This window comes from Neobacillus sp. K501 (genome assembly GCF_053749995.1).
Window position 1 is genome coordinate 74,408 of the sequence record NZ_JBSLYA010000009.1, and the last position, 25,644, is coordinate 100,051.

Sequence of the window (25,644 nt, forward strand, 5' to 3'; positions counted from 1 at the left end):
AAAAACATGGCAATGGATAAGATTACGATTAAAGGAGCTAGGGCTCACAATTTAAAAAATATTGATATCACCATTCCGAGAGATAAACTGGTTGTTTTAACAGGACTTTCTGGTTCTGGAAAGTCCTCGCTTGCTTTTGATACGATTTACGCTGAAGGACAGCGGCGTTATGTCGAATCGCTGTCTGCCTATGCACGCCAATTTTTAGGTCAAATGGATAAACCAGATGTCGATAAGATTGAGGGATTATCTCCGGCTATCTCCATTGATCAAAAAACCACAAGCCGTAATCCTCGTTCCACAGTTGGAACGGTAACAGAGATTTATGATTATTTAAGATTATTATATGCCCGAGTAGGCAGACCTACCTGCCCGATTCATAACATAGAAATTTCCTCACAAACGATTGAGCAAATGGTGGACCGAATCTTAGAATATCCGGAACGAACCAAAATGCAAATTCTTGCACCGGTCATTTCAGGCCGAAAAGGGGCACATGTTAAAGTCTTTGAGGATATAAAAAAGCAAGGATTTGTTCGAGTTCGTGTCGATGGAGAAATGCTCGATCTCGGTGAAGACATTGAACTTGAGAAAAATAAAAAACATTCCATTGAAGTGGTTGTTGACCGGATTGTGGTCAAGGAAGGTGTTTCAGCAAGGGTTGCGGATTCGCTTGAAACCGCATTGCGCTTAGGAGAAGGCAAAGTAATTGTGGATGTAATCGGCGAAGAGGAACTCCTTTTCAGTGAAAACCATGCCTGTCCTCATTGTGGCTTTTCGATTGGTGAGTTAGAGCCGAGGATGTTCTCCTTTAACAGCCCATTTGGAGCCTGTCCAGATTGTGATGGTCTTGGATCGAAACAAGAGGTTGACTTCGATCTTGTTATTCCTAATAAGGAATTAACTTTAAAGCAGCATGCCATTGCTCCATGGGAACCGACTAGCTCGCAGTACTACCCGCAGCTACTTGAGGCTGTCTGCCAGCATTTTGGAGTTGATATGGATACGCCGGTACAGGATATTCCGAATCATTTATTGGATAAAGTGTTATATGGATCCAAGGGTGAAAAAATATACTTCCGCTATGAGAACGATTTTGGCCAGATTCGTGAAGGCCATATTGAGTTCGAGGGGGTACTTCGCAATGTTGAACGACGCTTCAAAGAAACCAGCTCCGATTACATTCGTGAGCAAATGGAAAAATACATGGCGGAGCAGCCATGCCCAACTTGTAATGGGTTTCGTTTGAAGCAGGAAACCCTTGCTGTCCTGATAAATGGTCGTCATATCTCTCATATTACAGAGTTATCGATTGAGGAAACGCAAAAGTTCTTTTCGGAATTAAAATTGACGGAAAAGGAAATGCAAATTGCAAAATTAATTTTCCAAGAAATCAACGAACGATTAGGATTCCTAGTCAATGTCGGACTTGAATATTTAAGTTTAAGTCGGGCTGCTGGAACTCTTTCAGGCGGTGAAGCACAGCGGATTCGCTTGGCCACTCAAATTGGTTCACGGCTAACAGGAGTACTTTATATACTCGACGAACCATCGATCGGACTCCATCAACGCGACAATGACCGGTTGATTGATACCTTGCAAAATATGCGTGATATTGGGAATACGCTCATTGTTGTTGAACATGATGAAGACACGATGCTCGCTGCTGATTACTTAATTGATATTGGACCTGGTGCCGGTATCCATGGCGGGCAGATCGTTTCAGCAGGAACACCCGCTGAGGTCATGGGGGACCCTAACTCACTCACGGGACAATATCTTGCAGGGAAAAAATATATTCCATTGCCGATTGAAAGAAGGAAGCCAGATGGAAGATATATTGAAATTAAGGGAGCTTCTGAGAATAATCTCCGAAATGTGAATGTAAAATTACCACTTGGAACGTTTATTGCTGTTACCGGGGTATCTGGTTCTGGTAAAAGTACGCTGATCAATGAAATACTCCACAAATCGCTGGCACAAAAATTGAATCGAGCCAAAACTAAGCCAGGTGACCATAAGAGTATTAAAGGGATAGAGCATTTAGAAAAAGTAATTGATATCGATCAATCACCAATCGGGAGAACGCCACGTTCAAACCCGGCGACCTATACCGGAGTGTTTGATGATGTACGTGATGTGTTTGCCTCAACAAATGAAGCGAAGGTTCGTGGTTATAAAAAAGGACGCTTTAGCTTTAATGTAAAGGGAGGCCGCTGTGAAGCCTGTAAAGGTGATGGTATCATTAAAATCGAGATGCACTTCCTTCCGGACGTCTATGTTCCATGTGAGGTTTGCCATGGTAAACGATATAATCGTGAAACACTTGAAGTAAAGTACAAAGGGAAAAATATCTCTGACATTCTTGAAATGACCGTTGAAGCAGCCGTGGAATTTTTTGAAAATATTCCAAAAATCAGCCGTAAGCTTCAGACCATTTATGATGTTGGGCTTGGCTATGTTACATTGGGTCAGCCAGCCACAACCCTATCCGGTGGTGAAGCACAGCGTGTCAAGCTTGCTTCCGAACTCCATCGACGTACAAATGGTAAAACCTTTTATATATTAGATGAGCCGACAACTGGTCTTCATGTCGATGATATCTCCCGCTTGTTGGTTGTTCTTCAGCGACTGGTTGAAAATGGTGATACGGTCCTCGTCATTGAACATAACTTGGATGTCATCAAGGCAGTGGATTATATTGTCGACCTCGGCCCTGAAGGCGGTGACAAAGGTGGAACCATTATCGCTACGGGAACACCTGAAAAGGTAGCAGAAGTACCAGGATCCTATACCGGAAAATACTTAAAGCCAATCCTCGAACGTGAACGGTTGCGGATGAAGCAGCAAATAGAAGAAAAAGAAATGATTTCAAAAAGCTAAAACCTCGTGTTTTAGCTTTTTTGGTTTCATTCCGGTGTATCTTTTACAAAGAAGGAGCAATGTTTAACAAAAGTAGGTGCATCTTTTACAAAGAAGGAGCAATGTTTAACAAAAGTAGGTGCATCTTTTACAAAACTGGGCCAAACTTTTACAATTCCCGCTCCAGTCTCAACAAAACAAAAACAATTCAATCAAAATTGTAAATTTACCCCAAAAAGTGAAACCTTCAAACTTTCTCGTTCGTACATAAGGGATAAAGTGAAACTTCAATAAGTGGGGGGCTTCGTCCCCACTGATTGTTAGTTGAACTTATCGGGCATTTACGGGCAGTTATCCACTACATAAACTTCTTCGCTCTTACTATTTTGAAGTGGGGGTCTTACTGCCCGTTAATGCGAGATAAAGGAGCTGAGCGAAATGGAAACAAGAAAAGTTCTTTCTGGGTTATGTTATTTTAGTATCTTTTTTGCTGGATTTATTTTCCCCCTAGTTGTGATGTTTGCCTCAGGTGATCCAATCACGAAAAGTCACGCGAAGAAGGCATTGGTATCCCATTTGATTCCGCTAATTCTGATACCGGTATTAATTTTTGCCATCTTCAATGATATCTCTCTCGGCCAGGATCAAATACCTGTATTTACCCTTATTACTGCGGGAGTAATGGTGCTGCTTAGCGTTATTGTGGCGATCTGGAATGTGATAAAAGGTGTAAAAGTTTTCATACAGGAATAGGATTTATAGAATACTTAAATTGAGGTGGGTAAAGATGAAGGAAGAAAGAATTCGAATATTAAAGATGGTAGAGGAAGGGAAATTAACCGTAAATGAAGCCTTAACTCTTTTGGAGGAGCTTGAAAAATCAACACAAACGATGGAGCAAAAACAGGCGCAAATTGCCCAAGAATTATCGACCGCCTTCAAGTTTGAGGAAGCCAAAAAAGGGGATAACTTCAATAGTAAGGTTCATACAACAAAGGATAAAATTTTTGATTTTGTTGACACCGCTTTGAAAAAAATTAAAGACCTTGATTTTGATTTGAACTTTGGTCAATCCGTTGAAATCTCCCATATTTTCCACCAAGGAGATGTTTACTTAACCGATATGGATATTGACCTGGCAAATGGCTCGCTTAAACTGGTTGCCTGGGATCAAAAGGATGTCCGCATTGAGTGTCAGGCTAAAGTGTATCGAGTAGAAAATTCAGATCAAGCCAGACAAAATTTTTTAAAGGATGTTCTGTTTGCCATTGAGGGGCAGAAATTGCGGTTTATGACCCAGCAAAAATGGATGAAGGTAGATGCGGTAGTGTATATCCCGCAGGCTGAATATGATCGTGTACGTGTTCGTATGTTTAACGGTCCGATATCCGGCGAAGAATTAACGATAAGAGACCTCCGAGTAAAAACTGCAAATGGTAAAATTGAATTTTCAAGTCTTAATGGAAATAAAGCAGAAATTGAAACGGCAAATGGGCATATTACGTTGAAGGGCAGTGTCATTGATGATCTCGAGGTAGAAACGATCAATGGCGCGATTAAGCTGGACGGTGATTTCAGAAAGGTTGAAACACAGACGCTTAATGGTAACACTAGCTATAATCTAAATGGCAGCCGCTGCGAATTAATTGCGGCCAAGGCAACAACGGGTGGAATTGATTTATACGTTCCTGATGGCGTTGCGGCCAGCGGTGAGCTAAAGACGAATCTAGGCGGTTTTAATATCAAGCTCGATGGGATTCAAATCCTTGAGGAAAAAAGCGAAATGATTCAAAAAATGCTTCGTTTTCAATCGGTTAATCATCCGGAAAGGATGTTAAAGATCTTTGCCGATACAAAAACAGGTTCTATTACCCTTCATAAAACTGATGAGGTCAGTAAACAATAGGAGTTTTGCAAATGAGATGGTTGCTTGGGATTTTGTTGAATGCGGTATTATTTATGGCAATAGCGGGCTATTTTTCAGAAAGTTTTCATTTAGAAGGCTTTGCCGCTGCCGTGCTGGCAAGTGTCTTACTCTCAATCTTAAATGTCCTTGTGCGGCCGATTCTAATTATTTTGACACTGCCAGTTACCATCTTAACATTAGGTTTTTTTCTGTTTGTTGTGAATGCGATTACGCTTGAATTAACGGATTACTTAATGGGTGATGCTTTTGAAATATCCGGCTTTGGAATGGCGTTATTAGCTGCGGTAATTATTTCGCTTGTTAACCTAGTTATCCAAAAAACCATTCTCGAACGAAAGCAGGAAAAATAAATGAAAAAGCAATTGGCATATGTCGCCAATTGCTTTTTCTATTTCACATAAATGGGGCAATACCTCAATCAAGTGCCTGCCAGTTCGCTAGTGCACATGTCTACTTTAACGTTTCATCGTAGCAATAAAGCGATAGCGATCTCCCCGGAAGGAGGATTTAACCAGCTCAAATGGAGTGCCGTCTTGTAAATAGGCGATTCGAACAATAAATAGAATGGGTTCGCCCTTATCGATTCCAAGCGGTTCAGCGATTTCGCCATCAGCAATCGCGGCTTCGATTTCCTGTGTTGCTTCACTGATGGTAAGGGCGAGATGTTCTTCAATGTACTGATAAAGAGACAGATTGCTATTTTCCTCGGACAAACCAGGTATGAGGTTGACGGGAATATAGGCCGTTTCGAGTGCCATTGGGGCTCCATCGGCGAGACGGATCCGTTTTATTTTGTAAATAGGTTCATTTTCAGCAATTTTCAGGTCAAGTGCGGTTTTTTTGTCTGCTCCAATGATTTTAAAGGAAAGCAGCTTACTGCTAGGGTTCATTCCCCTTGAAAGCATGTCTTCCGTAAAACTGGTCATTCCTTGCAGTTCTTGTTCAACCTTCTTTTTACTAACAAAGGTCCCACGGCCTTTTTTTCGATTTAAATAACCGTCTGCCACCAAATTATTAATCGCTTGTCTGACCGTCATCCGGCTGATTTGAAACCGCTCGGCAAATTCCCGTTCTGAGGGAATCAATTCTTCTTCCTTTAAAAGGCCATTTTCAATTTGCTGCTTAATAGCTTCTTCCAGTTGGTGATAGATAGGAACGGGTGAATTTTTGTTGATCAACTCCAACACTCCTTACAACATACAACAAACACTACATATATTTTAAAGCATCCTTATCTGCAATGATAGTCACATTCTGATGCTTCTTTAGTGCTGAAGCTGGGAAGTCTTCGCTGATTCCTTCGTTCATTAAACGAGCAAGCGCTTTTGCTTTTGCTTCACCTGATGCGAGCAGGAAAATTTCCTTGCTATCTAGTATCGAAGCGATGCCCATGGATAGGGCATGAGTTGGCACTTCATCAATGGAGTTGAAAAAGCGCGAGTTAGCATGACGAGTGCTTTCATCAAGCGTAACAATATGTGTGCGGCTGGAAAAAGCCGTCCCTGGTTCATTAAAACCGATATGCCCATTTTGGCCAATTCCAAGGATTTGCAGGTCGACACCGCCTAATTCTTTAATTAAAGCTTCATAACGGACACATTCCTGTTCCAAGTCACTGGCCGCTCCGTTTGGAACATAGGTCTGATTCTGATCGATATCAACATGGTTAAAAAAGTTTTCACGCATGAAATAAAGATAGCTATTTGCATCGTTAACAGGCAGTCCAATATACTCATCTAAATTAACCGATTTAACGTTGTGATAAGTGGTCCCGTTTTCTTGATGATCCTTGATTAAATATTGATAAAGTCCTTTTGGTGTGCTGCCAGTTGCAAGCCCTAAAGTCATCTGTGGGTTAGAGCGGATTTTTTCGGCCATCAGTCTTCCTGCTTGTAAGCTCATTTCTGCATAGTCTTCTGTACGAATAATTTTCATTTTCTGTTCCCCCTGTTAAAAGCAATTTCTCCGCGGCAAATCGTGAGGTCCACCTGATATTCATCCGTTAAGATTGTTAAATCGGCATCTTTTCCTTCGGTAATACTACCTTTACGGTCATAAATCTTTAGCTGCCGTGCTGGATTTCCACTGGCCATTTCTACAGCCTGAAGCAGGGAAATGTCTGCTGCTTCCATCGTATTTTTCACCGAATCATTCATTTTTAAGATACTGCCAGCTAATGTTCCATCTGCAAGAAGGGCTTTGCCGTCTGCAACAGAAACATCCTGACCACCAAGATCATAAATACCATTTTTCAAGCATTTTGCCCGCATCGCATCGGTGATTAAGATCATCCCGTCTGTGCCCTTAGCGTTGATCACGAGCTTCATGACCTCCGGACGAACATGAATGTTATCAGCAATTAATTCGACCATTAATTCTTTAAAAAGAAGGGCTGACCCAGCAACTCCTGGTTCGCGGTGGTGAAGACCTCTCATCCCGTTGAATAAATGTGTTACTTGTCTTGCACCAGCTTCAACGGCTTTTTCCATTTCTTCATAAATAGCATCTGAGTGGCCAATAGAGGCAATTACACCATTTTCATGAAGGTATTGAATAAAATTTATTCCATTTTCCAGCTCAGGAGCAACCGTGATCAATTTAATACTTCCGCCAGCCAGCTCCTGCCACTTTTTAAATAATTCAATATCCGGATCAATAATGTATTGCATTGGCTGGGCACCAGCACGTTTGTTATTAATAAATGGTCCTTCCAAATGTACGCCAATCACTTCAGCTTTCCCGGCTTCGTTATGGCTCAACTGATAATCAGCAGCATTTATTAAGGCCTTTTCGATATTTTCATGTTTTTGTGTAATGGTCGTTGCTAAAAAGCTGGTTGTTCCTTCAGCCGGCAGGGCACGAGCCATTGTGGTGAGCGCTTCTGTTGTGGCATCCATCGTATCTGCTCCTGCGGCACCATGGATATGAACATCAATAAATCCAGGAACAACGGTATGGTTTTTAGGGATTTCAATGGATTTAACATCCTTGAGATGGGAAGGAATCTCATTAATAGGACCCATTTCTTTGATTTTTCCTTTTTCAATTGAAATATATATAGCTTCTTTCACTTCTGTTTCTAATACTGCTTTTCCATGAACCAATAATATCAGGCTCATTTCCTTCATCTCCATTTCAGGTAGTTTCTCTTCTTACTATTATTATATGGTATGGTTGAATAGTTGTCTAGACCACCTAAGGATATATCTTAGTTTATTTTTCCTAAAAGATTAAATTGTATGAAAAACAACTAACTAATTTGGTTATGAATTTTAAAAAATGCTAAAATAGAGGGAAATGAAAATAGAAGGAAATGAAATTGGTCTAGCTGCAGCGCCGAGGGGCTCGGGTCATAAGCCCTAGACACTAAGGAAAGCTCCTTAGAATATTCCTCGCAGGAACAAGCTGTGCTTGTTCCGAACGCGCTTCTGCTTTTCTGAATAGGAGGAAACAACTTGCCAAAGGTACGCACGAAGGATATATATGAAAAATTTCATCTAGAATTGATCAGTGGTGAAGAAGGAATTAACCGCCCGATTACAACAAGTGATATATCACGGCCAGGGATTGAACTGGCAGGGTATTTCGAATTTTATCCTGAGGATCGCATCCAGCTGTTAGGGATGACAGAATTATCGTTTTTTGAAGAGCTGCCAAAAAAAGAACGAATCGCTAGAATGGAGCGTTTATGTACGGACATTACTCCGGCCATTATTATTACCCGTGGCTTGGAAGTTCCTCAAGAACTAATTGAAGCATCGGAAAGGGAGTCAGTGCCAGTACTTCGTTCTCCGATGAAAACCACGCGTTTTTCAGGTCGATTGACTAATTTTCTTGAAAGTAAACTTGCGCCAACGACAGCGGTGCACGGGGTATTAGTCGATATTTATGGAATTGGTGTATTAATTACAGGAAAAAGTGGTGTCGGTAAAAGTGAGACAGCACTAGAGTTAGTCAAGCGTGGACACCGGCTTGTTGCAGATGACTGTGTGGAGATTCGTCAGGAAGACGAAGACACGTTAATCGGTACATCCCCCGATTTAATTGAGCATTTATTGGAAATACGCGGGCTGGGGATTATCAATGTGATGACGCTATTTGGAGCGGGGGCTGTCCGCAGCCATAAACGGATTACCCTTGTGATTGACTTAGAGCTTTGGGATGCGAAAAAGACATATGACCGCCTTGGGCTAGATGAAGAAAAAATGAAAATCATCGATACGGATATCACAAAAATTACTGTTCCGGTCCGGCCAGGACGGAACCTCGCTGTTATTATTGAGGTGGCAGCGATGAATTTCCGATTAAAACGAATGGGTGTCAATGCTGCCCAGCAGTTTACGGAACGCTTATCCGATGTAATTGAAGATGGGGATCATGAAGAACACTAAAAATAAGGAGAAAAAAATATGAATGAAAATATTCAACCACTCGACCCGATAGCCATTTCGCTTGGTCCAATTCAGGTGCACTGGTATGGTCTGATCATCGGTTCTGGTTTAGCACTTGCTCTTTTTCTTGCGATAAGAGAAGGCAATCGAAGAGCGCTGCCGAAAGATACATTTGCGGATTTAATGCTATGGGCAATCCCGATAGCCATTATTTCAGCCCGCATCTATTATGTTATTTTTGAATGGGGATATTATGCGGATCATCCCGAACAAATTATCCAAATTTGGAATGGTGGTATTGCCATTCACGGTGCCCTCATTGGTTCCGTGCTGACAGCTTATATTTTTGCAAAAAAGCGGGGAATTTCTTTTTGGAAAATAGCTGACATTGCGGCACCGAGCATCATTCTCGGTCAAGCAATCGGCCGCTGGGGGAACTTCATGAATCAGGAAGCACATGGCGGAGAAGTGAGCCGGACGTTTCTTGAAAACCTGCAATTACCAGAGTTCATAATCAATCAAATGTATATCAATGGAGCCTATTATCATCCCACGTTCTTATATGAATCTGTTTGGAATATCATTGGGTTTGCGCTATTAATCCTGCTTCGTCGTGTTAATCTTCGTCGTGGTGAGTTATTCCTGTCCTATGTGATTTGGTATTCTGTCGGACGCTTTTTCATTGAAGGAATGAGAACGGACAGCTTGATGATTGGTGGTCTAAGGATGGCCCAAACGATCTCACTTGCTTTAATTGTTGGTGCCATTTTGATTTTATTTTACCGGAGAAAAAAACGTCTTGCCGAAGATCGATATTTAGATAAAAACAATCAGGCATTAACACATTAGAGGGGGTTGGGGAAATGTTGATTCACTCAATAAAGAAGGGTTTGCTGGTTGGCTTTAAAACAACGTGGACATTGGGGAAAATTATTTTCCCCGTGACCCTGATTGTGGCCTTACTTCAGTATACTCCTATTTTGCCATGGCTGATTGAGGCGATTTCACCGTTAATGAAGCTGTTCGGTTTGTCTGGAGATGCTGCCATTCCACTTGTTCTAGGGAACTTTCTGAACCTTTATGCAGCTATTGGTGCGATCCTGACACTTGATTTATCAGTTAAAGAAGTCTTTATTTTAGCTGTCATGCTATCTTTTTCACATAATTTATTCGTTGAATCTTCCGTCGCAATGAAGGTTGGCGTCAAGCTTTGGCTGGTATTGGTCACAAGGCTTGGGCTGGCATTCGTTTCAGCTATTGTCATCAATCTTGTTTGGCATGGCGGAGGAGAATTAGCCAAGTACGGGATGATTGAAGCAAAGACAGAAGAAGTAACAGGGATTGCAGCGATTGCTTGGTCGGCAATTGAAAAAGCTGGCCTTGGAATTTTTCAACTGGCAGTTATAGTAATCCCACTTATGATCGTCATCCAAATTTTAAAGGATTTACAGTGGCTGCAAAAATTCTCTCAAAGCATGTCACCGATAATTAAAAGCCTTGGAATGAATGAAAATACTTCAACGACCATGGCAGCAGGTTTGTTATTTGGGCTAGCAATGGGCGCCGGGGTGATGATTCAGGCAGTGGAGGAAGATGGAGTCGGTAAGAGAGATTTAACACTGGCGTTTATTTTTCTGATGGCCTGTCACGCGGTTGTCGAGGATACATTAATCTTTATTCCACTCGGAATTCCAATCTGGCCGCTATTTTTGATTCGCTTAGGTGTGGCCATTTGTTTAACGTTAATCGTAAGTTTTGTCTGGAAGCGCTCAGGCATCGTCAGAGGAAAGGAAGCAGCTTATGAAAAGTAACATCAATACGATCTTATTTGATCTAGATGGCACGTTAATTGATACGAATGAATTAATTATTTCTACTTTTTTACACACTCTTGAAAAATACTATCCAAGTAAGTACAAACGTGAAGATGTTCTGCCATTTTTGGGTCCTACGCTCCATGAAACCTTTGTAGCAATGGACCCCGAAAGGGTAGAGGAAATGATCTTAGACTACCGCACTTATAATCTTGCGAATCATGATTTGCTTGTGAAAGAATTTGTGGGAGTGCTCGAAACCGTCGAGGCATTAAAGGAAAAAGGCTATAAGCTTGCAATTGTTACGACGAAACGCCACGATGTTGCCCTTAAGGGCCTTCGCCTGACAAAGCTCGATCGCTTTTTCGATGTCATTGTCGCACTTGAACATGTTGAAAAGGTAAAGCCTGATCCGGAGCCGATATTGCGTGCACTCGAGCAGCTTGATTCGAAACCAGAGGAAGCGCTGATGGTCGGCGACAATTTTCATGATGTATTGGCTGGAAAAAATGCTGGGACAAAGACGGCTGGAGTGGCTTGGACGATTAAGGGAAGAGATTATATTGCTAAATATGAACCAGATTATATTCTAGAGAACATGACTGACTTATTAATGATTCTCGGAGAGGGAGAAGAATGAGGAAGACGACCCGCTATCCAGTTGAAGGAGCCAACTCCTTATGGCATGTCTATAAGACCGTTCCTTTTTGGAAAGTTGTCAAAAATTTCATTGTGATTCAACTGGCTCGCTATACCCCATTTCTTGGGATGAAAAATTGGCTTTATCGGAAGTTTTTGGGGTTGAAGGTTGGCGAGCAGACGTCCTTTGCGCTAATGGTGATGCTTGACGTCATGTTTCCAGAAAAGATCAGTGTCGGCCGCAACACGGTCATTGGTTATAACACAACGATTCTTGCACACGAATACTTGATTAAGGAATACCGTCTTGGGGATGTTAAGATTGGCAGCGAGGTTATGATTGGTGCGAATTCTACGATTCTCCCAGGGGTTACGATTGGTGATGGAGCGTTCGTTTCCGCCGGCACCCTTGTACATAAAGACGTACCAGCAGGAGCCTTTGTAGGAGGGAATCCGATGAAGGTAATCTATACAAAAGAAGAACTGGCCGAACGATGGGCGGATGACCCGATATATGGAAAAAGCAATAAACAGTAGAAGTCTGGTTTTTTAAACCAGGCTTTTTTTCAAAGATTAATGATTGACGAAAAATTTTAAAAAGAGTAAACTTTAATTTATTAGCATATTAGCGAACTAAAGGATTCTGAAAATAAAGGATGATCTTCATGAGCCGTTTGTTTATGTTTGAAAAGCCACTGGGGATGCGAGATACTCTCCCAGATTTATATGAAAAAAAGTATCGTGTTCGCACTTTAATGGAAGATTCAATCAAGAGCTGGGGGTATCAATTTATTGAAACCCCGACATTAGAATACTACGAAACGGTCGGCGCCGCCTCAGCGATTCTTGATCAAGAGCTCTTTAAATTACTCGATAAGGATGGGCACACGCTAGTCTTGAGACCAGATATGACGTCACCCATTGCCAGAGTAGCGGCTTCCCGACTTCTTGATGAGGACCTGCCGCTCAGACTTGCTTATTCAGGCAATGTCTACCGAGCTCAGCAGCGTGAGGGTGGTCGTCCAGCTGAATTTGAGCAAATTGGTGTGGAATACATTAATGATGATTCGGTTTCCAGCGATGGTGAGGCCATTGCCTTGCTTGTTTCTTCCTTGAAAAATGCAGGACTTACAAACTTTCAAGTATCCGTCGGTCATATTGGATTTGCCCAAGAGTTATTCATGCAGATCCTCGGTACCAATGGACGGACGAATGCATTAAGAAAGTTTTTATATGATAAGAATTTTGTTGGCTATCGGGAGCAGGTGAATTCTTATAACTTGTCTTCTATCGATAAACAAAGACTGCTTGGCCTCCTTGAATTACGCGGGGGAGAAGAGGTGATCGGCAAGGCTCTCGACATTATTGAGGATGGACAGGGAAAACAAGCGCTGTTACAACTCAAGGAATTATGGGAGGTAATCAATGACTACGGTGTCAGAGATTATGTGAAATTTGATTTTACCATCGTCAGTCATATGAGCTATTATTCGGGGATATTATTTGAGGTTTATGCGGACAATGTCGGCTTCCCGATTGGGAACGGCGGCCGCTATGGATTGATTGAGAAATTTGGAAAAAATGCGAGTGCGACGGGATTTGCGATTCGCTTAGATAAACTATTAGAGGCACTAGGTGATAACAACAAAGTTGTCGAAACAGCATGTATATTTTTTAGTCAGGAAAGACGAAAAGAAGCTTTTCAATTAGCTGAAAAATGGAAAGAACAAGGAAAGCGTACGGTTCTGCAGGACATCATCGGCGTGAAAAATCTTGATGCTTATACGAAAAAGTTTGCCACTACCACCTTTTTAATCGGGGGTGCACAATCATGAATGACCAATTGACGATTGCGATGCCAAAAGGAAGAATATTTGAAGAAGCGGCTGACTTACTAAGAAAGGCAGGCTATCAGCTGCCGCCGGAATTTGATGAGTCGCGGAAACTCATCATTGATGTGGTTGCTGAGAACATTCGCTTTATTTTAGCAAAACCGATGGATGTTGCTACCTATGTCGAACATGGGGTTGCTGATGTTGGGATTGCCGGTAAAGATGTCCTGCTTGAGGAGGAGCGTGATGTGTATGAACTCCTTGACTTACGGATTAGTGCCTGTTATTTAGCTGTAGCTGGTCTGCCAGGGACAAAAATGAATGATGTAGCACCTAAAGTGGCAACGAAATATCCGAATGTTGCAGCCGCTTATTTTCGCGAGCAGGGCGAACAGGTCGAGATAATCAAATTAAATGGTTCAATTGAACTCGCACCATTAATCGGTTTAGCTGACAGGATTGTCGACATTGTTTCCACAGGAAGAACACTGGTCGAAAATGGACTCGTGGAATATGAACGAATCAAGGATGTTACCTCAAGACTTATCGTGAATCCTGTCAGCTATCGGATCAAAGATGCACGGATTAATGATCTTGTCCGACGTTTGAGTGAAGTGGTTTTGTTGGAGGTTAAATAAATGAAAATTGTCAAAGTGAGTGAGCAAATATCGATAAAGCGTTCTGTTGACGCTGGAACCTCCGAGCAGTCTGCCATTGTCAAATCGATTTTAACAGATGTTCGTGCCCGGGGAGATCAGGCTGTACGAGACTATACGGAAAAATTTGATCGTGTGAAGCTGACTTCTTTTTCCGTAACGGATCAGGAAATCGAGGAAGCGTACACGAAAATAGATGCAGAGTTTATTACGATTGTTCGAGAAGCAGGTGAAAACATCCGCCGATTTCATGAAAAACAGCTTCGGCCTTCGTGGATGACAACCGAGGAAAATGGCACGATTCTTGGTCAAAAAATAACGCCCCTCGATTCTGTCGGTGTATATGTACCAGGTGGAACCGCTGCCTATCCATCCTCGGTTTTAATGAATGTCATCCCGGCAAAAGTAGCAGGAGTGAAGCGAATTGTGATGGTTTCACCGCCAGACCTTGATGGTCAACTGCCTGCGGCTGTGCTTGTTGCTGCAAAAGAAGCCGGAGTAGAAGAAATCTATAAAATTGGTGGCGCTCAGGCAATTGCCGCCTTAGCTTATGGGACTGAGTCGATTGTGGCCGTCGATAAAATTACCGGTCCAGGAAATATTTTCGTTGCCTTAGCCAAGCGTGAGGTTTTCGGAGATGTCGATATCGATATGATTGCCGGACCAAGCGAGATAGCGATTCTTGCTGATGACTCTGCCTATGCTGACGAGGTTGCCGCTGATTTATTATCACAAGCCGAGCATGATCCACGGGCATGCAGTGTTCTAGTTACTCCGTCAATGGCGCTGGCCGAAGCAGTTGCCGTCGAGGTGGAAAAACAACTAGCGCTGCTGCCACGCAAAGAAATAGCCGCCCGCTCGATTGAAGATTTTGGTGCCATTTACGTAACCGAATCGCTGGCCGAAGCGGTAGAAGTTGTCAATGGACTGGCACCAGAGCATCTTGAAGTGATCACTGAAAATGCGATGGAGCTTCTTGGGAAAATTCGTCATGCGGGAGCGATTTTTATCGGACGCTTTAGCTCAGAACCTGTCGGTGATTATTTTGCCGGACCGAATCATGTCCTGCCGACAAATGGGACAGCACGATTCTCGAGCCCTTTGAATGTCGATGATTTTCAAAAGAAATCAAGTGTCATCGTCTATAGTGAAAAAGCTTTAAAGGATAACAGTGAAAAAATTGCTAAATTTGCCCGGATGGAAGGTCTAGAAGCACATGCCCGGGCTGTTGAAATAAGGTTAAAAAATCAATAGGGGGCCCCATCTCATGGAAAGATTTGCAAGGATTGAACGTAAAACAGGTGAAACAGATATTAAACTATCTTTGGATATTGACGGTCAAGGCCGCTCTGACCTTGACACAGGGGTGCCGTTTCTCAATCATATGCTTGATTTGTTTGCTAAACACGGACAGTTTAATTTGACTGTTGATGCAAAAGGAGACATTGAGGTTGATGACCACCATACGACAGAGGACATCGGAATATGTCTAGGACAAGCGCTCAAGGATGCTCTAGGTGAAAAAAAAGGAATTAAGCGCTACGGAAATGCTTTTGTTCCAATGGATGAAACGTTAGCACAGGTGGTTATCGATTTAAGTAACCGCCCGCACTTAGAAATACGCGCAGAATTTCCAAGTCAAAAAGTGGGAACCTTCGATACTGAACTCGTCCATGAATTTTTATGGAAGCTTGCACTCGAAGCGAGAATGAATTTACATGTGATTGTTCATTATGGAAAAAACACGCATCATATCATTGAGGCGATTTTTAAAGCACTCGCTAGGGCACTTGACGAAGCAACGACGATTGACCCGCGCATTAAGGGTGTTCCATCCACAAAAGGAATGCTATAGAAAGGACTGTTATCATGATTGGAATAGTAGATTACGGAATGGGGAATTTGTTTAGCGTCAGCAAGGCTCTTGAGCGTTTGGGTGCAGACTATTTTATTACGGGTGATAAAAGGGAATTGCTGGCCGCTGATGCCTTAATCCTTCCTGGGGTCGGTTCCTTTCGTGATGCGATGGAACGTTTGCCCGTGGAGACAATGAAAGAGTTTGCGGCAACAGGTAAACCGCTTCTCGGTATTTGCCTGGGAATGCAGCTCTTATTTGAAGATAGTGAAGAGAATGGTTTTACGAAGGGGCTTGGACTATTGCCAGGAAGTGTTCGTCGCTTTTCTGGAAAAAACTCAGAAGGACACCTCTATAAGGTTCCGCACATGGGCTGGAACAAGCTCGAATTTGTTCAAAACTCACCGATTTTGGAGAATGTAGAAGAAGATTATGTTTATTTCGTGCATTCCTACTATGTAAATGCGGAGAGTTCGGATGTTCTAATAGCAAAAACAAATTACCATGAAGAAGTTTCAGCCGTAGTTGGCCGGGATAATATTTTCGGGATGCAATTTCACCCTGAAAAAAGCAGCAAATTAGGAATGGCCTTGCTAGGAAATTTTTTGCAAATGGCTGATGAAAGGAAGGCTGTCCGATGACGATTACGATTTATCCTGCGATTGATATGCGTGGAGGTAATTGCGTCCGCCTTCTGCAAGGGGACTATAATCAGGAAACAATCTATGGCGATTCTCCTTTTGATATGGCCAATCAGTTTGCTGCCGATGGAGCAGAATGGATCCATATGGTCGACTTGGATGGGGCAAAGGATGGCAAACGGGTCAATGACCGGTTTGTGATTGAGGCTGCTAAAAAGCTAAAGTCAAAAGTTCAAATTGGCGGAGGCATCCGCTCAGAAGCAGATATTGTCCATTACTTAGAAAACCGTGTCACTCGTGTAATCATTGGGAGTATAGCTGTTTCAAACCCTGAGTTCGCCATTGAGATGATAAAGAAATATGGAGCGCAAATTGCTGTTGGCATCGATGCGAAAAATGGCTACGTTGCTACTCACGGCTGGCTGGATACCTCAAATGTTAGAGCAGTTGAGCTAGGAAAACGATTTGCAGATGCAGGGGCTGAGACGTTTATTTTTACGGATATCGCAACAGATGGAACGCTGGCTGGTCCCAATATTGCTGCTGTATGTGAAATGACAGAGGTGACCGGGAAAAATGTTATCGCCTCCGGCGGAGTCAGCAGTTTAGCAGATTTACGTACTCTAAATTCAACGATAGTAGAAGGTGCGATTGTTGGTAAAGCTCTCTATGAAAGGCGTTTTACCTTGAAGGAAGCGCTCGATGAGGTGAGAAAATGACGCTAACGAAACGAATTATCCCTTGTTTGGATGTTAAAGATGGTAGAGTGGTCAAAGGCATTCAATTTGTTCAGTTGCGCGATGCCGGCAATCCCGTCGAATTAGCTAGAATATATGACGAACAAGGTGCCGATGAACTGGTCTTTCTTGATATTTCAGCTTCTGTTGAAGGAAGAAAAACGATGGTTGAAGTGGTAAAGGCTGTTGCCTCAGAGTTAGCGATTCCTTTTACAGTTGGTGGCGGCATCAATGCGTTAGAAGATATGAAAAAAATCCTTCGTGCTGGTGCGGATAAGGTGTCATTGAATACCGCAGCTGTCTTAAATCCAGGGTTGATTTCTGAAGGGGCAGGCTACTTTGGTTCTCAGTGTATTGTGGTAGCAATCGATGCTAAGTATGATGAAGTAATCGGCACTTGGCGCGTTTATACCCATGGTGGTCGGACCCCAACGGATCGGAAGGTCATTGATTGGGCGAAGGAAGCAGCTGAACTTGGTGCAGGTGAAATTTTGCTCACAAGTATGGATAGTGATGGTGAGAAAAATGGCTTTGATCTTGCGTTAACAAAAGCGGTTAGTGAAGCCGTTTCGATCCCCGTGATCGCTTCGGGTGGTGCTGGGAATGCCAATCATTTTGAAGAGGCATTTGTTAAAGGAAAAGCGGATGCGGCATTAGCTGCTTCGATTTTTCATTATAAAGAGACGTCTGTCCATGAAGTGAAGAGTTATTTGAGTGAGAAGGGAGTGACGGTACGATGAATGTGAAGTTTGATGAAAAAGGATTGATTCCAGCGATCGTTCAGGATGCAGAAACAAAGGAAGTTTTAACACTTGCTTATATGAATGAAGAATCCTTGGGCAGAACTTTGGATACTGGTGAAACGTGGTTTTATAGCCGTTCCCGTCAGGAACTGTGGCACAAAGGTGAGACTAGCGGCAATACACAGTCCGTGGTAAGCGTGAAGTACGACTGTGATCAGGATGCAGTGCTCGTTTTAGTAGAACCAAAGGGCCCAGCCTGTCACACCGGTGCCGTCAGCTGTTTTTCACAGGAAGTTAGTGAAAGGAAATCTAGCTTAGCAGATTTTCAAATTTTACAATCATTGGAACAGGTCATTTTGCAGCGGGAGCAAGAGCGTCCTGAAGGCGCCTATACAACGTATCTTTTTGAAAAAGGCGTTGATAAAATTTTGAAAAAGGTCGGTGAAGAAGCGGCCGAAGTCATTATCGCAGCAAAGAATCGCGATAAAGAAGAACTAAAATGGGAAGCGGCAGATCTGCTCTACCACCTGCAGGTATTATTGGTCGAGCAAGGACTCCCCTTTAAAGAAGTATTAAAAACTTTAGAAGAACGACACAAAGACCGGCAATAACTTGCTGGTTTTTTTGTGTTTGTTTTATTGAGGAGTATTAGATTAAAAACTGCTTCGAAAGAGGATTGTATAACCAAAAATCAGTGAAAAGACCGAAAAAGTGGTTCTATGGAGAGTTCATAGAACCAAAAATGAGTTTATGGCCGAGAAAAGTGGTTCTATGGAGAGTTCATAGAACCAAAAATGAGTTTGTGGCCGAGAAAAGTGGTTCTATGGAGAGTTCATAGAACCAAAAATGAGTTTGTGGCCGAGAAAAGTGGTTCTATAAAGGGTTCATAGAACCAAAAATCAGTGCTTAAACTGAAAAAGTGGTTCTATAAGAAGATCAATAGAACCAAAAATTAACAAGGAGAATGAAAAAGTAGTTATAGGACACCACTTTTCAATCAATTGTGTAACTCGTATACTTTCCATGACCAATCCTTATAAAATTCTTTAATAAAATTCTCCTGATTTTCCTTTTATGATCCTCTAATTTGCACCACTCTATGACAGTATTAGCATTTATCTTTAAATCGGGAAAAAGCAGCATAATTTCATCAACGTTCCTCTTTACTACATCTTCTAATGTTTCAACAAAACCACATTTATTACAAATAAGCTTTCTGTCTACGAAAGTAACGAAAAAGGAATTACAATTCTTACAAATATTCCCCTTTCGTAGGTTGGAAAAAGAATATGGTGGTAACTTTTTATAAGGAGATACCGGATTATGCGCTTGGATCAAAAAGTCAGCCACTATACGATGCTGGTCGTTTAGTTTTGCTGGTTTCGACTCCATTTTTTTCAAAAAGCTCTGATGTTGGGTTGGATAGATAATTTTATCATTAAAGGGAGCTTGGTATAAATAGAAATGAGGATTGATGAAATTTAAGTAGCCTTCGATAGGGAAGTTAAATCCATTTTTTTGAAGTAATTGATGAAGTAAGTTTTTACCGCGGTTTAATTGGTGGAGCGGATTAGTTATCTGTTCTTTGGTCACACAATGATAGAAATTGTCTTTTTCAAAGTAATAATTGCCTTCAAAATTTTTAATTTCGCATGGAATAATGGAGTTCTGCGCTACAAACAAGGAATCAATCTGAAATTCAGTACTATGACTTTCCAGTTGCAAGTCGTTTAATATGTAAAATTTACTATCGAGACCAATTGTAAGCTTATCGAACATGACCTCTCCTTCAAAGCCTTTTGTCAGGTTATAGTACCGTCGCTTAGAAGTTTGATCTAATTCCATCCTTGCATTTAATAACTTTAAGATTTTAATTTCCTTCGATTTAGTTCGATTCTTTAATGGCATAACCCACCTCTTTTCTTAGCTTCTACCTCACTATTTTATAAAAAGTTAAGAAAAATGCATATGAATGATTTGTGAAATTTCTTTTATCATAATTTCCAACAATCCCGTCAACATAATCCCTTCTCGTACGCGCTTGGATTGTGTTATACTACATAAGTTAGTTCAATGGAAAGATGGAGGACTTCATGGTTAAAGACTCAAAAGCAAGAATTCAAAAGGGGAAAATTCTGTCGTTTGTTCCTACAGGGGAATATTATTTCAAGAAGGGAATTAAGGCTTATCATCGCCGTGATTTTCTAAAAGCTAAAAAATATCTTGAACGGGCGATGCAGCTTGAACCGGGGGAACCAATGATTGCCTGTCAGTTGGCCATTGTTACAACGGAACTTGGTGAGTTTGAAAATTCCAATCGACTCTTGCATTTAATCCTTGAAGAACTTGATGAAGAAATGGTTGAATGTCATTATTTTTTAGCAAATAATTATGCCCATTTGGGATTTTTTAAAGATGCTTATCATCATGCAAAAATATATTTAGAGTTAGATTCAAAAGGTGATTTTGTTGAGGATACGGAGGATTTGCTTGAACTTCTCACCTTTGAAGCAGATCACTTAGAGGAAGAACTCTACGAGCAGGACGACCTCATAGTTAAGCAGGAGCAGGCCCGCGAACTGTTAGAGTCTGGTTATTTTCCAAAGGCAATCGAACTGCTGAATGATGTTGTTGAGGAATATCCTGAATATTGGTCGGCTTATAATAATCTAGCACTCGCTTATTTTTACCTTGGTCAGGCGGAAAGAGCAGAATCCATTCTCGATGATGTATTAGAACGGAATCCTGGAAATCTCCATGCCCTTTGCAACAGGCTGGTGTTTGCTCATTACCAAGGGAAATTTAAGCGCGTCAATCGTTTGGTAGAATCATTGAAAAAAATTCAGCCGATGCTGATCGATCATCAATTTAAGCTTGGAGTGACCTTTGCTCTAGTTGGTGAGTATGAGCCTGCCTATTTTTGGTTGAAAAAGCTCTATATAAATGGATTTGAAGGCGACGGTCCTTACTATTACTGGCTCTCCTATTCGGCCTATTTCACTGGACGTGAGAATTTTGCCAAATCGATTTGGAAGCTTGTCCTTGAGAATAATCCTGATAAGGAAGGCTTTGAGCCGTGGAATGAGGAAAAATCACAGTCTAATGGTTTCGAAGATCATTCAGGTTCTATTTTTCAAAAATTAGAAAGTGACTACATTGAGGAACGGTTATTTGCTATTTTTCTTGCGTCTGTATCCGAAAAAAAAGATGAAATTTTTTCTTCAAAGCGTTTTTATCAAAATCAAAAGCTGACCTCGATGGAAAAAGCCCTAGCTAAGTCGGACACTCCATCGGAAGCATTTGAAATTGCCGAGGTTTTATACGAAACCCATCAACCGATTGGAACGATTGAATCGAGCTTATATTTAATGTGGTTCTCTGTTTTTGTCGAAATGGCCAAAACAAGTATCTCGCTAAATAACAAGCGGGCGTGGGCTGCAGCAATGGAATACGTTTGGCACAAGTCAAGCAATACCAAGGTTTCACAGCAAGAAATTGCCAGACGCTATGGAACCTCAACTGCAACAATTGGCAAATACGCTAAGTTAATAAAACACCATTTATGTCCAGCTCCAGCGCCTAGGGGCTCGGGGTCATAAGACGAGCCGGCAAAAAGGTTAAAAAACAACCTTTCCGCCGGCTCGTCTTATGCCTGTCGCCCCTAGACAAGGCGCTTCCGCTTTTCGATTAAGCAGATAAATGGACTATATTTGGATTGTTTTATACGATTAAGTAGGGAATACTACACTTAATCGTATTTTTTTTATGGGAGTGAGATATGATGTCTGAAGATAAAATTTATGACGTAATTATTGCTGGGGCCGGTCCTGCTGGTATGACAGCTGCAGTTTATACTTCTCGTGCCAACCTTTCGACTTTGATGATTGAACGGGGAATGCCGGGTGGTCAAATGGCTAATACCGAGGATGTTGAAAACTATCCAGGCTTCGAAAGTATATTAGGGCCAGACTTATCGACAAAAATGTTTGAGCATGCAAAGAAATTTGGTGCTGAATATGCCTATGGTGACATTAAGGAAATCATCGACAATGGGGATTACAAAACGGTCGTTGCTGGGTCAAAACAATATAAAGCATATTCTGTTATCATTTCAGCGGGTGCGGAGTACAAAAAAATTGGCGTTCCAGGTGAAAAAGAACTTGGCGGACGTGGCGTATCTTATTGTGCCGTTTGTGACGGGGCATTTTTCAAAGCGAAAGAGCTTTATGTCATTGGCGGTGGAGATTCTGCTGTAGAGGAAGGCGTGTACTTAACTCGCTTTGCCTCAAAAGTTACGATTGTCCATCGTCGTGATGAGCTGCGTGCTCAAAAGATTCTTCAAGACCGAGCGTTTGCTAACGAAAAAATCGACTTTATTTGGAATCACACTGTTAAATCGATTAACGATAAAGACGGGAAAGTTGGCAGCGTGACACTTGTTTCCACGGAATCAGGTGAAGAGCAGACCCTCCCTGCGGATGGAGTATTCATTTATATCGGGATGGTGCCATTATCAAAACCGTTTGCTGGCCTTGGCATTACCAATGAAAATGGCTATATTGAAACAAATGAGCTTATGGAAACCAAGGTAAAAGGGATTTTTGCAGCCGGTGATATTCGCGAAAAAACATTAAGACAAATTGTTACTGCTACTGGTGATGGAAGTATTGCGGCTCAAAGCGCTCAGCATTATGTGGAAGAACTAAAGGAAGAATTGAAAATAAAACAGTAGTAAGTTTACGAAGCTTTAACAAAAGTAATCCTGTTTTAATTCAACTGTAACAGCCCTGAAATAAAAATAGGTTATTATGGAAATAAGAATTGACCCCCTTTAAAAATATATTTTTTGGACGCACAGGCCCCGCAGCCTGTGCTATTTTTTTTGTTGTCACTCTTACAAACATTTAACAAATTTATAAGATTTGATTTCATTGTGACCGCTTCCTAAAAATAGTATAATGATAAGAATAATTACATTATTTTACGATATTTCTTATCGTTGTATTAAATAAGGAAAAAATTTAAACTTTGAGAATTGTCTAGCTCCGGCGCCTAGGGGCTCTCAGGTCTAAGCCAATCCGTCAAGAAGGTTAAAAAGCAACCTTCTCTCCGGCTTGTCTTATGCCTGTCGCCCCTGGGCAAGGCGCTTCCGCTTTTCTTGTTAGTGGGTGAGATGTTGTGCAGCGAGTCACCAATTGTGTATTAATTAGAGATAATCAAATATTATTACTTAAAAAACCGCGTCGTGGCTGGTGGGTTGCACCAGGTGGGAAAATGGAGCAAGGGGAATCTGTTCGTGACTCATGTATTCGCGAGTACCGTGAAGAAACTGGAATTTATTTAAAAAGCCCGCAGTTAAAGGGTATTTTTACATTTATTATGAAAGAAAATGATCAAATTTTATCTGAATGGATGATGTTTACCTTCTTAGCGACTGATTCTGACGGAATGGGTGTGGATGAGTCAGAGGAAGGTGAGCTTGAATGGCACCCATTAGATCAACTTAAAAACCTGCCGATGGCGGCAGGAGATTATCATATCATTGATTATATGATTCATGGTAAAGGGATCATCTACGGTACTTTTACTTACACGAAAGATTTTCAATTAATCAGCTATCGACTGGATCCAAGTTAATTATAGGGGGTATGAAGATGAGTACCGGTTCAACAAGTGAAACGCAAATGGTTATCATAACGGGCATGTCGGGTGCAGGAAAAACAGTAGCTATCCAAAGCTTAGAGGATTTAGGCTTTTTCTGTGTCGATAATCTGCCTCCAACATTGCTGCCAAAATTCCTAGAACTTATGAAGGAATCAGGGAATAAAATGAATAAAGTAGCATTGGTTATGGATTTACGGGGGAGAGAGTTCTTTGATCATTTATTCAAAGCTCTAGACGATCTCGCTGAAACATCATGGGTTGCCCCGCAAATTTTATTCTTGGATGCCGATGACTCTACTTTAGTTAGGAGATATAAAGAAACTAGACGATTTCATCCGCTTGCGCCATCAGGTTTGCCGTTAGAAGGGATTAAACTGGAGAGGGAACTTCTTGACGATTTAAAAGGAAGAGCTCAACTTATTTATAATACTTCACAAATGAAGCCTCGTGAATTGCGTGAAAAGATTTTAACAGAGTTTACATCAAATAAAAAATCTATTTTTACTGTCAATGTCATGTCATTTGGATTTAAGCATGGTATTCCAATCGATGCTGATCTTGTTTTTGATGTGCGGTTCTTGCCTAACCCTCATTATATTGAACATATGAGACCAAAGACTGGCTTAGATGAAGATGTCTCAAGCTATGTTTTAAAATGGAATGAAACGCATAAGTTTTTAGAAAAGGTGACCGATTTACTTAGCTTTATGCTCCCTCACTATAAACGGGAGGGAAAGGCACAGCTTGTAATCGCGATTGGATGTACCGGTGGCCAGCATCGTTCCGTTGCATTAGCAGAGTACCTCGGCAGGTTTTTTGAAAATGATTACAAGACTTGTGTTTCTCATCGTGACATTGAGAGGAGAAAGGACAAAACCACATGAAAGATTTAGGACAGCCAAGAATCGTCATCATTGGCGGCGGAACAGGATTGCCTGTGTTACTCCGGGGATTGAAGCAGTACCCTGTCGATATCACCGCTATTGTAACGGTTGCAGATGATGGGGGCAGCTCAGGAAGACTGCGAGATGACCTCGATATCCCACCGCCAGGCGATATCCGTAATGTGTTAGCGGCCTTATCGGATGTTGAACCACTCGTTGAGGAAATGTTTCAACACCGTTTTACAACTTCTAATGAACTGTCAGGACATTCGCTAGGAAATTTAATATTAGCAGCAATGACATCGATTACTGGGAACTTTGTTCATGCCATTCAAGAAATGAGTAAGGTATTGAATGTGAATGGCAAAGTATTGCCTGCTGCCAATCAAAGTGTTGTTCTGCATGCCGAGATGGAGGATGGAACGGTCGTATCCGGTGAGTCAAAAATCCCGTATTCTGGCAAAAAAATTAAAAAGGTCTTTTTAACTCCAGGACTCATCCGCCCGCTTCCAGAATCGATTCAAGCGATCAGGCAAGCGGATTTAATTATCATTGGGCCTGGTAGTTTATATACGAGTGTGCTCCCTAATCTATTAGTACCAAGGCTGGGAGAAGAAGTCAGCCGTTCGCAAGCGAAAAAGGTTTACATTTGTAATTTAATGACCCAAGCAGGTGAAACCCATGGGTATACAGCGAGCGATCATGTCCAAGCGCTGTATGATCACATGAGTGGTGCTTTTATAGATACGATTCTTGTTAATGACAAAGAAATTCCAGAGGATATTCAACTCCGTTACAATGAAGAATTAGCGGATCCGGTTAAATATGATTTGCCGCGCATTTTTGAACTCGGTCTTGAAGTGGTTCATGCCGATATTGCAATTCAGGAAAACGGCGCACTAAGACATGATCCAAAAAAGGTGGCAAAAATATTATACAATTTGCTAATTGATGAAACCAAAAAGCGATATGAAGCGTAATAATAGGAGTTATATTATA

At 41.6% G+C, this 25,644-nt stretch carries 26 protein-coding genes; 22 read left to right on the forward strand and 4 right to left on the reverse strand.

What is annotated here, in order from left to right; all coding sequences use genetic code 11:
* The first annotated feature begins 6 nt into the window (after positions 1-6).
* The 4 genes from uvrA to ACWM35_RS19005 all read left to right on the forward strand — a co-directional run bounded on the left by uvrA (position 7) and on the right by ACWM35_RS19005 (position 5,139).
* Positions 7-2,883 (forward strand): excinuclease ABC subunit UvrA, encoded by a 2,877-nt coding sequence (uvrA, locus tag ACWM35_RS18990; RefSeq protein WP_454820432.1) that lies wholly within the window; start codon positions 7-9, stop codon positions 2,881-2,883.
* 417 nt (positions 2,884-3,300) lie between these two features.
* Entirely contained in the window at positions 3,301-3,615 is a 315-nt protein-coding gene (locus ACWM35_RS18995) for a DUF4870 domain-containing protein (RefSeq protein ID WP_454820434.1), read from the forward strand.
* A 34-nt stretch (positions 3,616-3,649) separates the two neighbouring features.
* Positions 3,650-4,768: a DUF4097 family beta strand repeat-containing protein gene (locus tag ACWM35_RS19000; RefSeq protein ID WP_454820435.1), complete on the forward strand. Its 1,119-nt coding sequence runs from the start codon at positions 3,650-3,652 to the stop codon at positions 4,766-4,768.
* Positions 4,769-4,779: 11 nt separating this feature from the next.
* Positions 4,780-5,139, forward strand: coding sequence for a phage holin family protein (locus ACWM35_RS19005; RefSeq protein ID WP_454820436.1), 360 nt, complete (start codon positions 4,780-4,782; stop codon positions 5,137-5,139).
* Between the two features lie 105 nt (positions 5,140-5,244).
* Here ACWM35_RS19005 and ACWM35_RS19010 read toward each other — a convergent pair whose 3' ends face one another.
* Genes ACWM35_RS19010 through nagA form a run of 3 tightly spaced genes read right to left on the reverse strand, consistent with a single transcriptional unit; the run spans position 5,245 to position 7,908 of the window.
* Positions 5,245-5,967 (reverse strand): GntR family transcriptional regulator, encoded by a 723-nt coding sequence (locus ACWM35_RS19010; protein ID WP_454820437.1) that lies wholly within the window; start codon positions 5,965-5,967, stop codon positions 5,245-5,247.
* A gap of 31 nt (positions 5,968-5,998) precedes the next feature.
* Positions 5,999-6,724 (reverse strand): glucosamine-6-phosphate deaminase, encoded by a 726-nt coding sequence (gene nagB / locus ACWM35_RS19015; RefSeq protein WP_454820438.1) that lies wholly within the window; start codon positions 6,722-6,724, stop codon positions 5,999-6,001.
* The gene (nagA, locus tag ACWM35_RS19020; RefSeq protein WP_454820439.1) at positions 6,721-7,908 is read right to left on the reverse strand and encodes an N-acetylglucosamine-6-phosphate deacetylase; all 1,188 of its coding nucleotides are present in this window, start codon (positions 7,906-7,908) and stop codon (positions 6,721-6,723) included. Before nagA ends, nagB begins: the two co-directional genes overlap by 4 nt.
* A 336-nt stretch (positions 7,909-8,244) precedes the next feature.
* Between nagA and hprK the strand changes: the two genes are divergently transcribed.
* The 13 genes from hprK to hisIE all read left to right on the forward strand — a co-directional run bounded on the left by hprK (position 8,245) and on the right by hisIE (position 18,708).
* The gene (hprK, locus tag ACWM35_RS19025) at positions 8,245-9,180 is read left to right on the forward strand and encodes an HPr(Ser) kinase/phosphatase (RefSeq protein ID WP_454820440.1); all 936 of its coding nucleotides are present in this window, start codon (positions 8,245-8,247) and stop codon (positions 9,178-9,180) included.
* Positions 9,181-9,198: 18 nt separating this feature from the next.
* Positions 9,199-10,029 (forward strand): prolipoprotein diacylglyceryl transferase, encoded by an 831-nt coding sequence (lgt, locus tag ACWM35_RS19030; protein WP_454820441.1) that lies wholly within the window; start codon positions 9,199-9,201, stop codon positions 10,027-10,029.
* Between the two features lie 14 nt (positions 10,030-10,043).
* Positions 10,044-10,991, forward strand: a complete 948-nt coding sequence (locus ACWM35_RS19035) for a nucleoside recognition domain-containing protein (protein WP_454820442.1) — start codon at positions 10,044-10,046, stop codon at positions 10,989-10,991.
* A complete protein-coding gene (gene ppaX, locus ACWM35_RS19040) occupies positions 10,981-11,634 on the forward strand; it encodes a pyrophosphatase PpaX (protein WP_454820443.1) in 654 nt (217 codons plus the stop codon). The genes ACWM35_RS19035 and ppaX overlap by 11 nt, the downstream gene beginning before the upstream one ends.
* Positions 11,631-12,170, forward strand: coding sequence for an acyltransferase (locus tag ACWM35_RS19045; RefSeq protein WP_454820444.1), 540 nt, complete (start codon positions 11,631-11,633; stop codon positions 12,168-12,170). The genes ppaX and ACWM35_RS19045 overlap by 4 nt, the downstream gene beginning before the upstream one ends.
* 128 nt (positions 12,171-12,298) lie before the next feature.
* On the forward strand, positions 12,299-13,468 hold the full coding sequence (locus ACWM35_RS19050; RefSeq protein WP_454820445.1) for an ATP phosphoribosyltransferase regulatory subunit: 1,170 nt from the start codon (positions 12,299-12,301) through the stop codon (positions 13,466-13,468).
* On the forward strand, positions 13,465-14,103 hold the full coding sequence (hisG, locus tag ACWM35_RS19055; RefSeq protein WP_454820446.1) for an ATP phosphoribosyltransferase: 639 nt from the start codon (positions 13,465-13,467) through the stop codon (positions 14,101-14,103). Before ACWM35_RS19050 ends, hisG begins: the two co-directional genes overlap by 4 nt.
* Positions 14,104-15,375 (forward strand): histidinol dehydrogenase, encoded by a 1,272-nt coding sequence (gene hisD / locus ACWM35_RS19060; protein WP_454820447.1) that lies wholly within the window; start codon positions 14,104-14,106, stop codon positions 15,373-15,375.
* A 13-nt stretch (positions 15,376-15,388) separates the two neighbouring features.
* Positions 15,389-15,976, forward strand: coding sequence for an imidazoleglycerol-phosphate dehydratase HisB (gene hisB / locus ACWM35_RS19065; protein ID WP_454820448.1), 588 nt, complete (start codon positions 15,389-15,391; stop codon positions 15,974-15,976).
* Positions 15,977-15,990: 14 nt separating this feature from the next.
* Positions 15,991-16,617 carry an imidazole glycerol phosphate synthase subunit HisH gene (gene hisH / locus ACWM35_RS19070; protein ID WP_454820449.1) on the forward strand — a complete coding sequence of 209 codons (627 nt, stop codon included), beginning with the start codon at positions 15,991-15,993 and terminating at the stop codon, positions 16,615-16,617.
* Positions 16,614-17,336 carry a 1-(5-phosphoribosyl)-5-[(5-phosphoribosylamino)methylideneamino]imidazole-4-carboxamide isomerase gene (hisA, locus tag ACWM35_RS19075; RefSeq protein WP_454820450.1) on the forward strand — a complete coding sequence of 241 codons (723 nt, stop codon included), beginning with the start codon at positions 16,614-16,616 and terminating at the stop codon, positions 17,334-17,336. The genes hisH and hisA overlap by 4 nt, the downstream gene beginning before the upstream one ends.
* Complete coding sequence (gene hisF / locus ACWM35_RS19080) at positions 17,333-18,094, forward strand: imidazole glycerol phosphate synthase subunit HisF (RefSeq protein ID WP_454820451.1); 762 nt, start codon at positions 17,333-17,335, stop codon at positions 18,092-18,094. Before hisA ends, hisF begins: the two co-directional genes overlap by 4 nt.
* The gene (gene hisIE, locus ACWM35_RS19085; protein ID WP_454820452.1) at positions 18,091-18,708 is read left to right on the forward strand and encodes a bifunctional phosphoribosyl-AMP cyclohydrolase/phosphoribosyl-ATP diphosphatase HisIE; all 618 of its coding nucleotides are present in this window, start codon (positions 18,091-18,093) and stop codon (positions 18,706-18,708) included. Before hisF ends, hisIE begins: the two co-directional genes overlap by 4 nt.
* Positions 18,709-19,090: 382 nt before the next feature.
* Here the strand turns inward: hisIE and ACWM35_RS19090 are convergent, their stop codons facing one another.
* Complete coding sequence (locus tag ACWM35_RS19090; RefSeq protein ID WP_454820453.1) at positions 19,091-20,005, reverse strand: nuclease-related domain-containing protein; 915 nt, start codon at positions 20,003-20,005, stop codon at positions 19,091-19,093.
* Between the two features lie 185 nt (positions 20,006-20,190).
* On the opposite strand from ACWM35_RS19090, the gene ACWM35_RS19095 reads away from it, so the two are divergent.
* From ACWM35_RS19095 to ACWM35_RS19115, 5 genes are all read left to right on the forward strand, one after another.
* Entirely contained in the window at positions 20,191-21,696 is a 1,506-nt protein-coding gene (locus ACWM35_RS19095; RefSeq protein WP_454820454.1) for a tetratricopeptide repeat protein, read from the forward strand.
* Between the two features lie 182 nt (positions 21,697-21,878).
* Positions 21,879-22,829, forward strand: coding sequence for a thioredoxin-disulfide reductase (trxB, locus tag ACWM35_RS19100; RefSeq protein WP_454820455.1), 951 nt, complete (start codon positions 21,879-21,881; stop codon positions 22,827-22,829).
* A gap of 446 nt (positions 22,830-23,275) precedes the next feature.
* Complete coding sequence (locus ACWM35_RS19105) at positions 23,276-23,734, forward strand: NUDIX hydrolase (protein ID WP_454820456.1); 459 nt, start codon at positions 23,276-23,278, stop codon at positions 23,732-23,734.
* Between the two features lie 17 nt (positions 23,735-23,751).
* Positions 23,752-24,645, forward strand: a complete 894-nt coding sequence (gene rapZ, locus ACWM35_RS19110; RefSeq protein WP_454820457.1) for an RNase adapter RapZ — start codon at positions 23,752-23,754, stop codon at positions 24,643-24,645.
* Positions 24,642-25,625, forward strand: a complete 984-nt coding sequence (locus ACWM35_RS19115; RefSeq protein ID WP_454820458.1) for a gluconeogenesis factor YvcK family protein — start codon at positions 24,642-24,644, stop codon at positions 25,623-25,625. The genes rapZ and ACWM35_RS19115 overlap by 4 nt, the downstream gene beginning before the upstream one ends.
* The last annotated feature ends 19 nt before the right edge of the window (positions 25,626-25,644 follow it).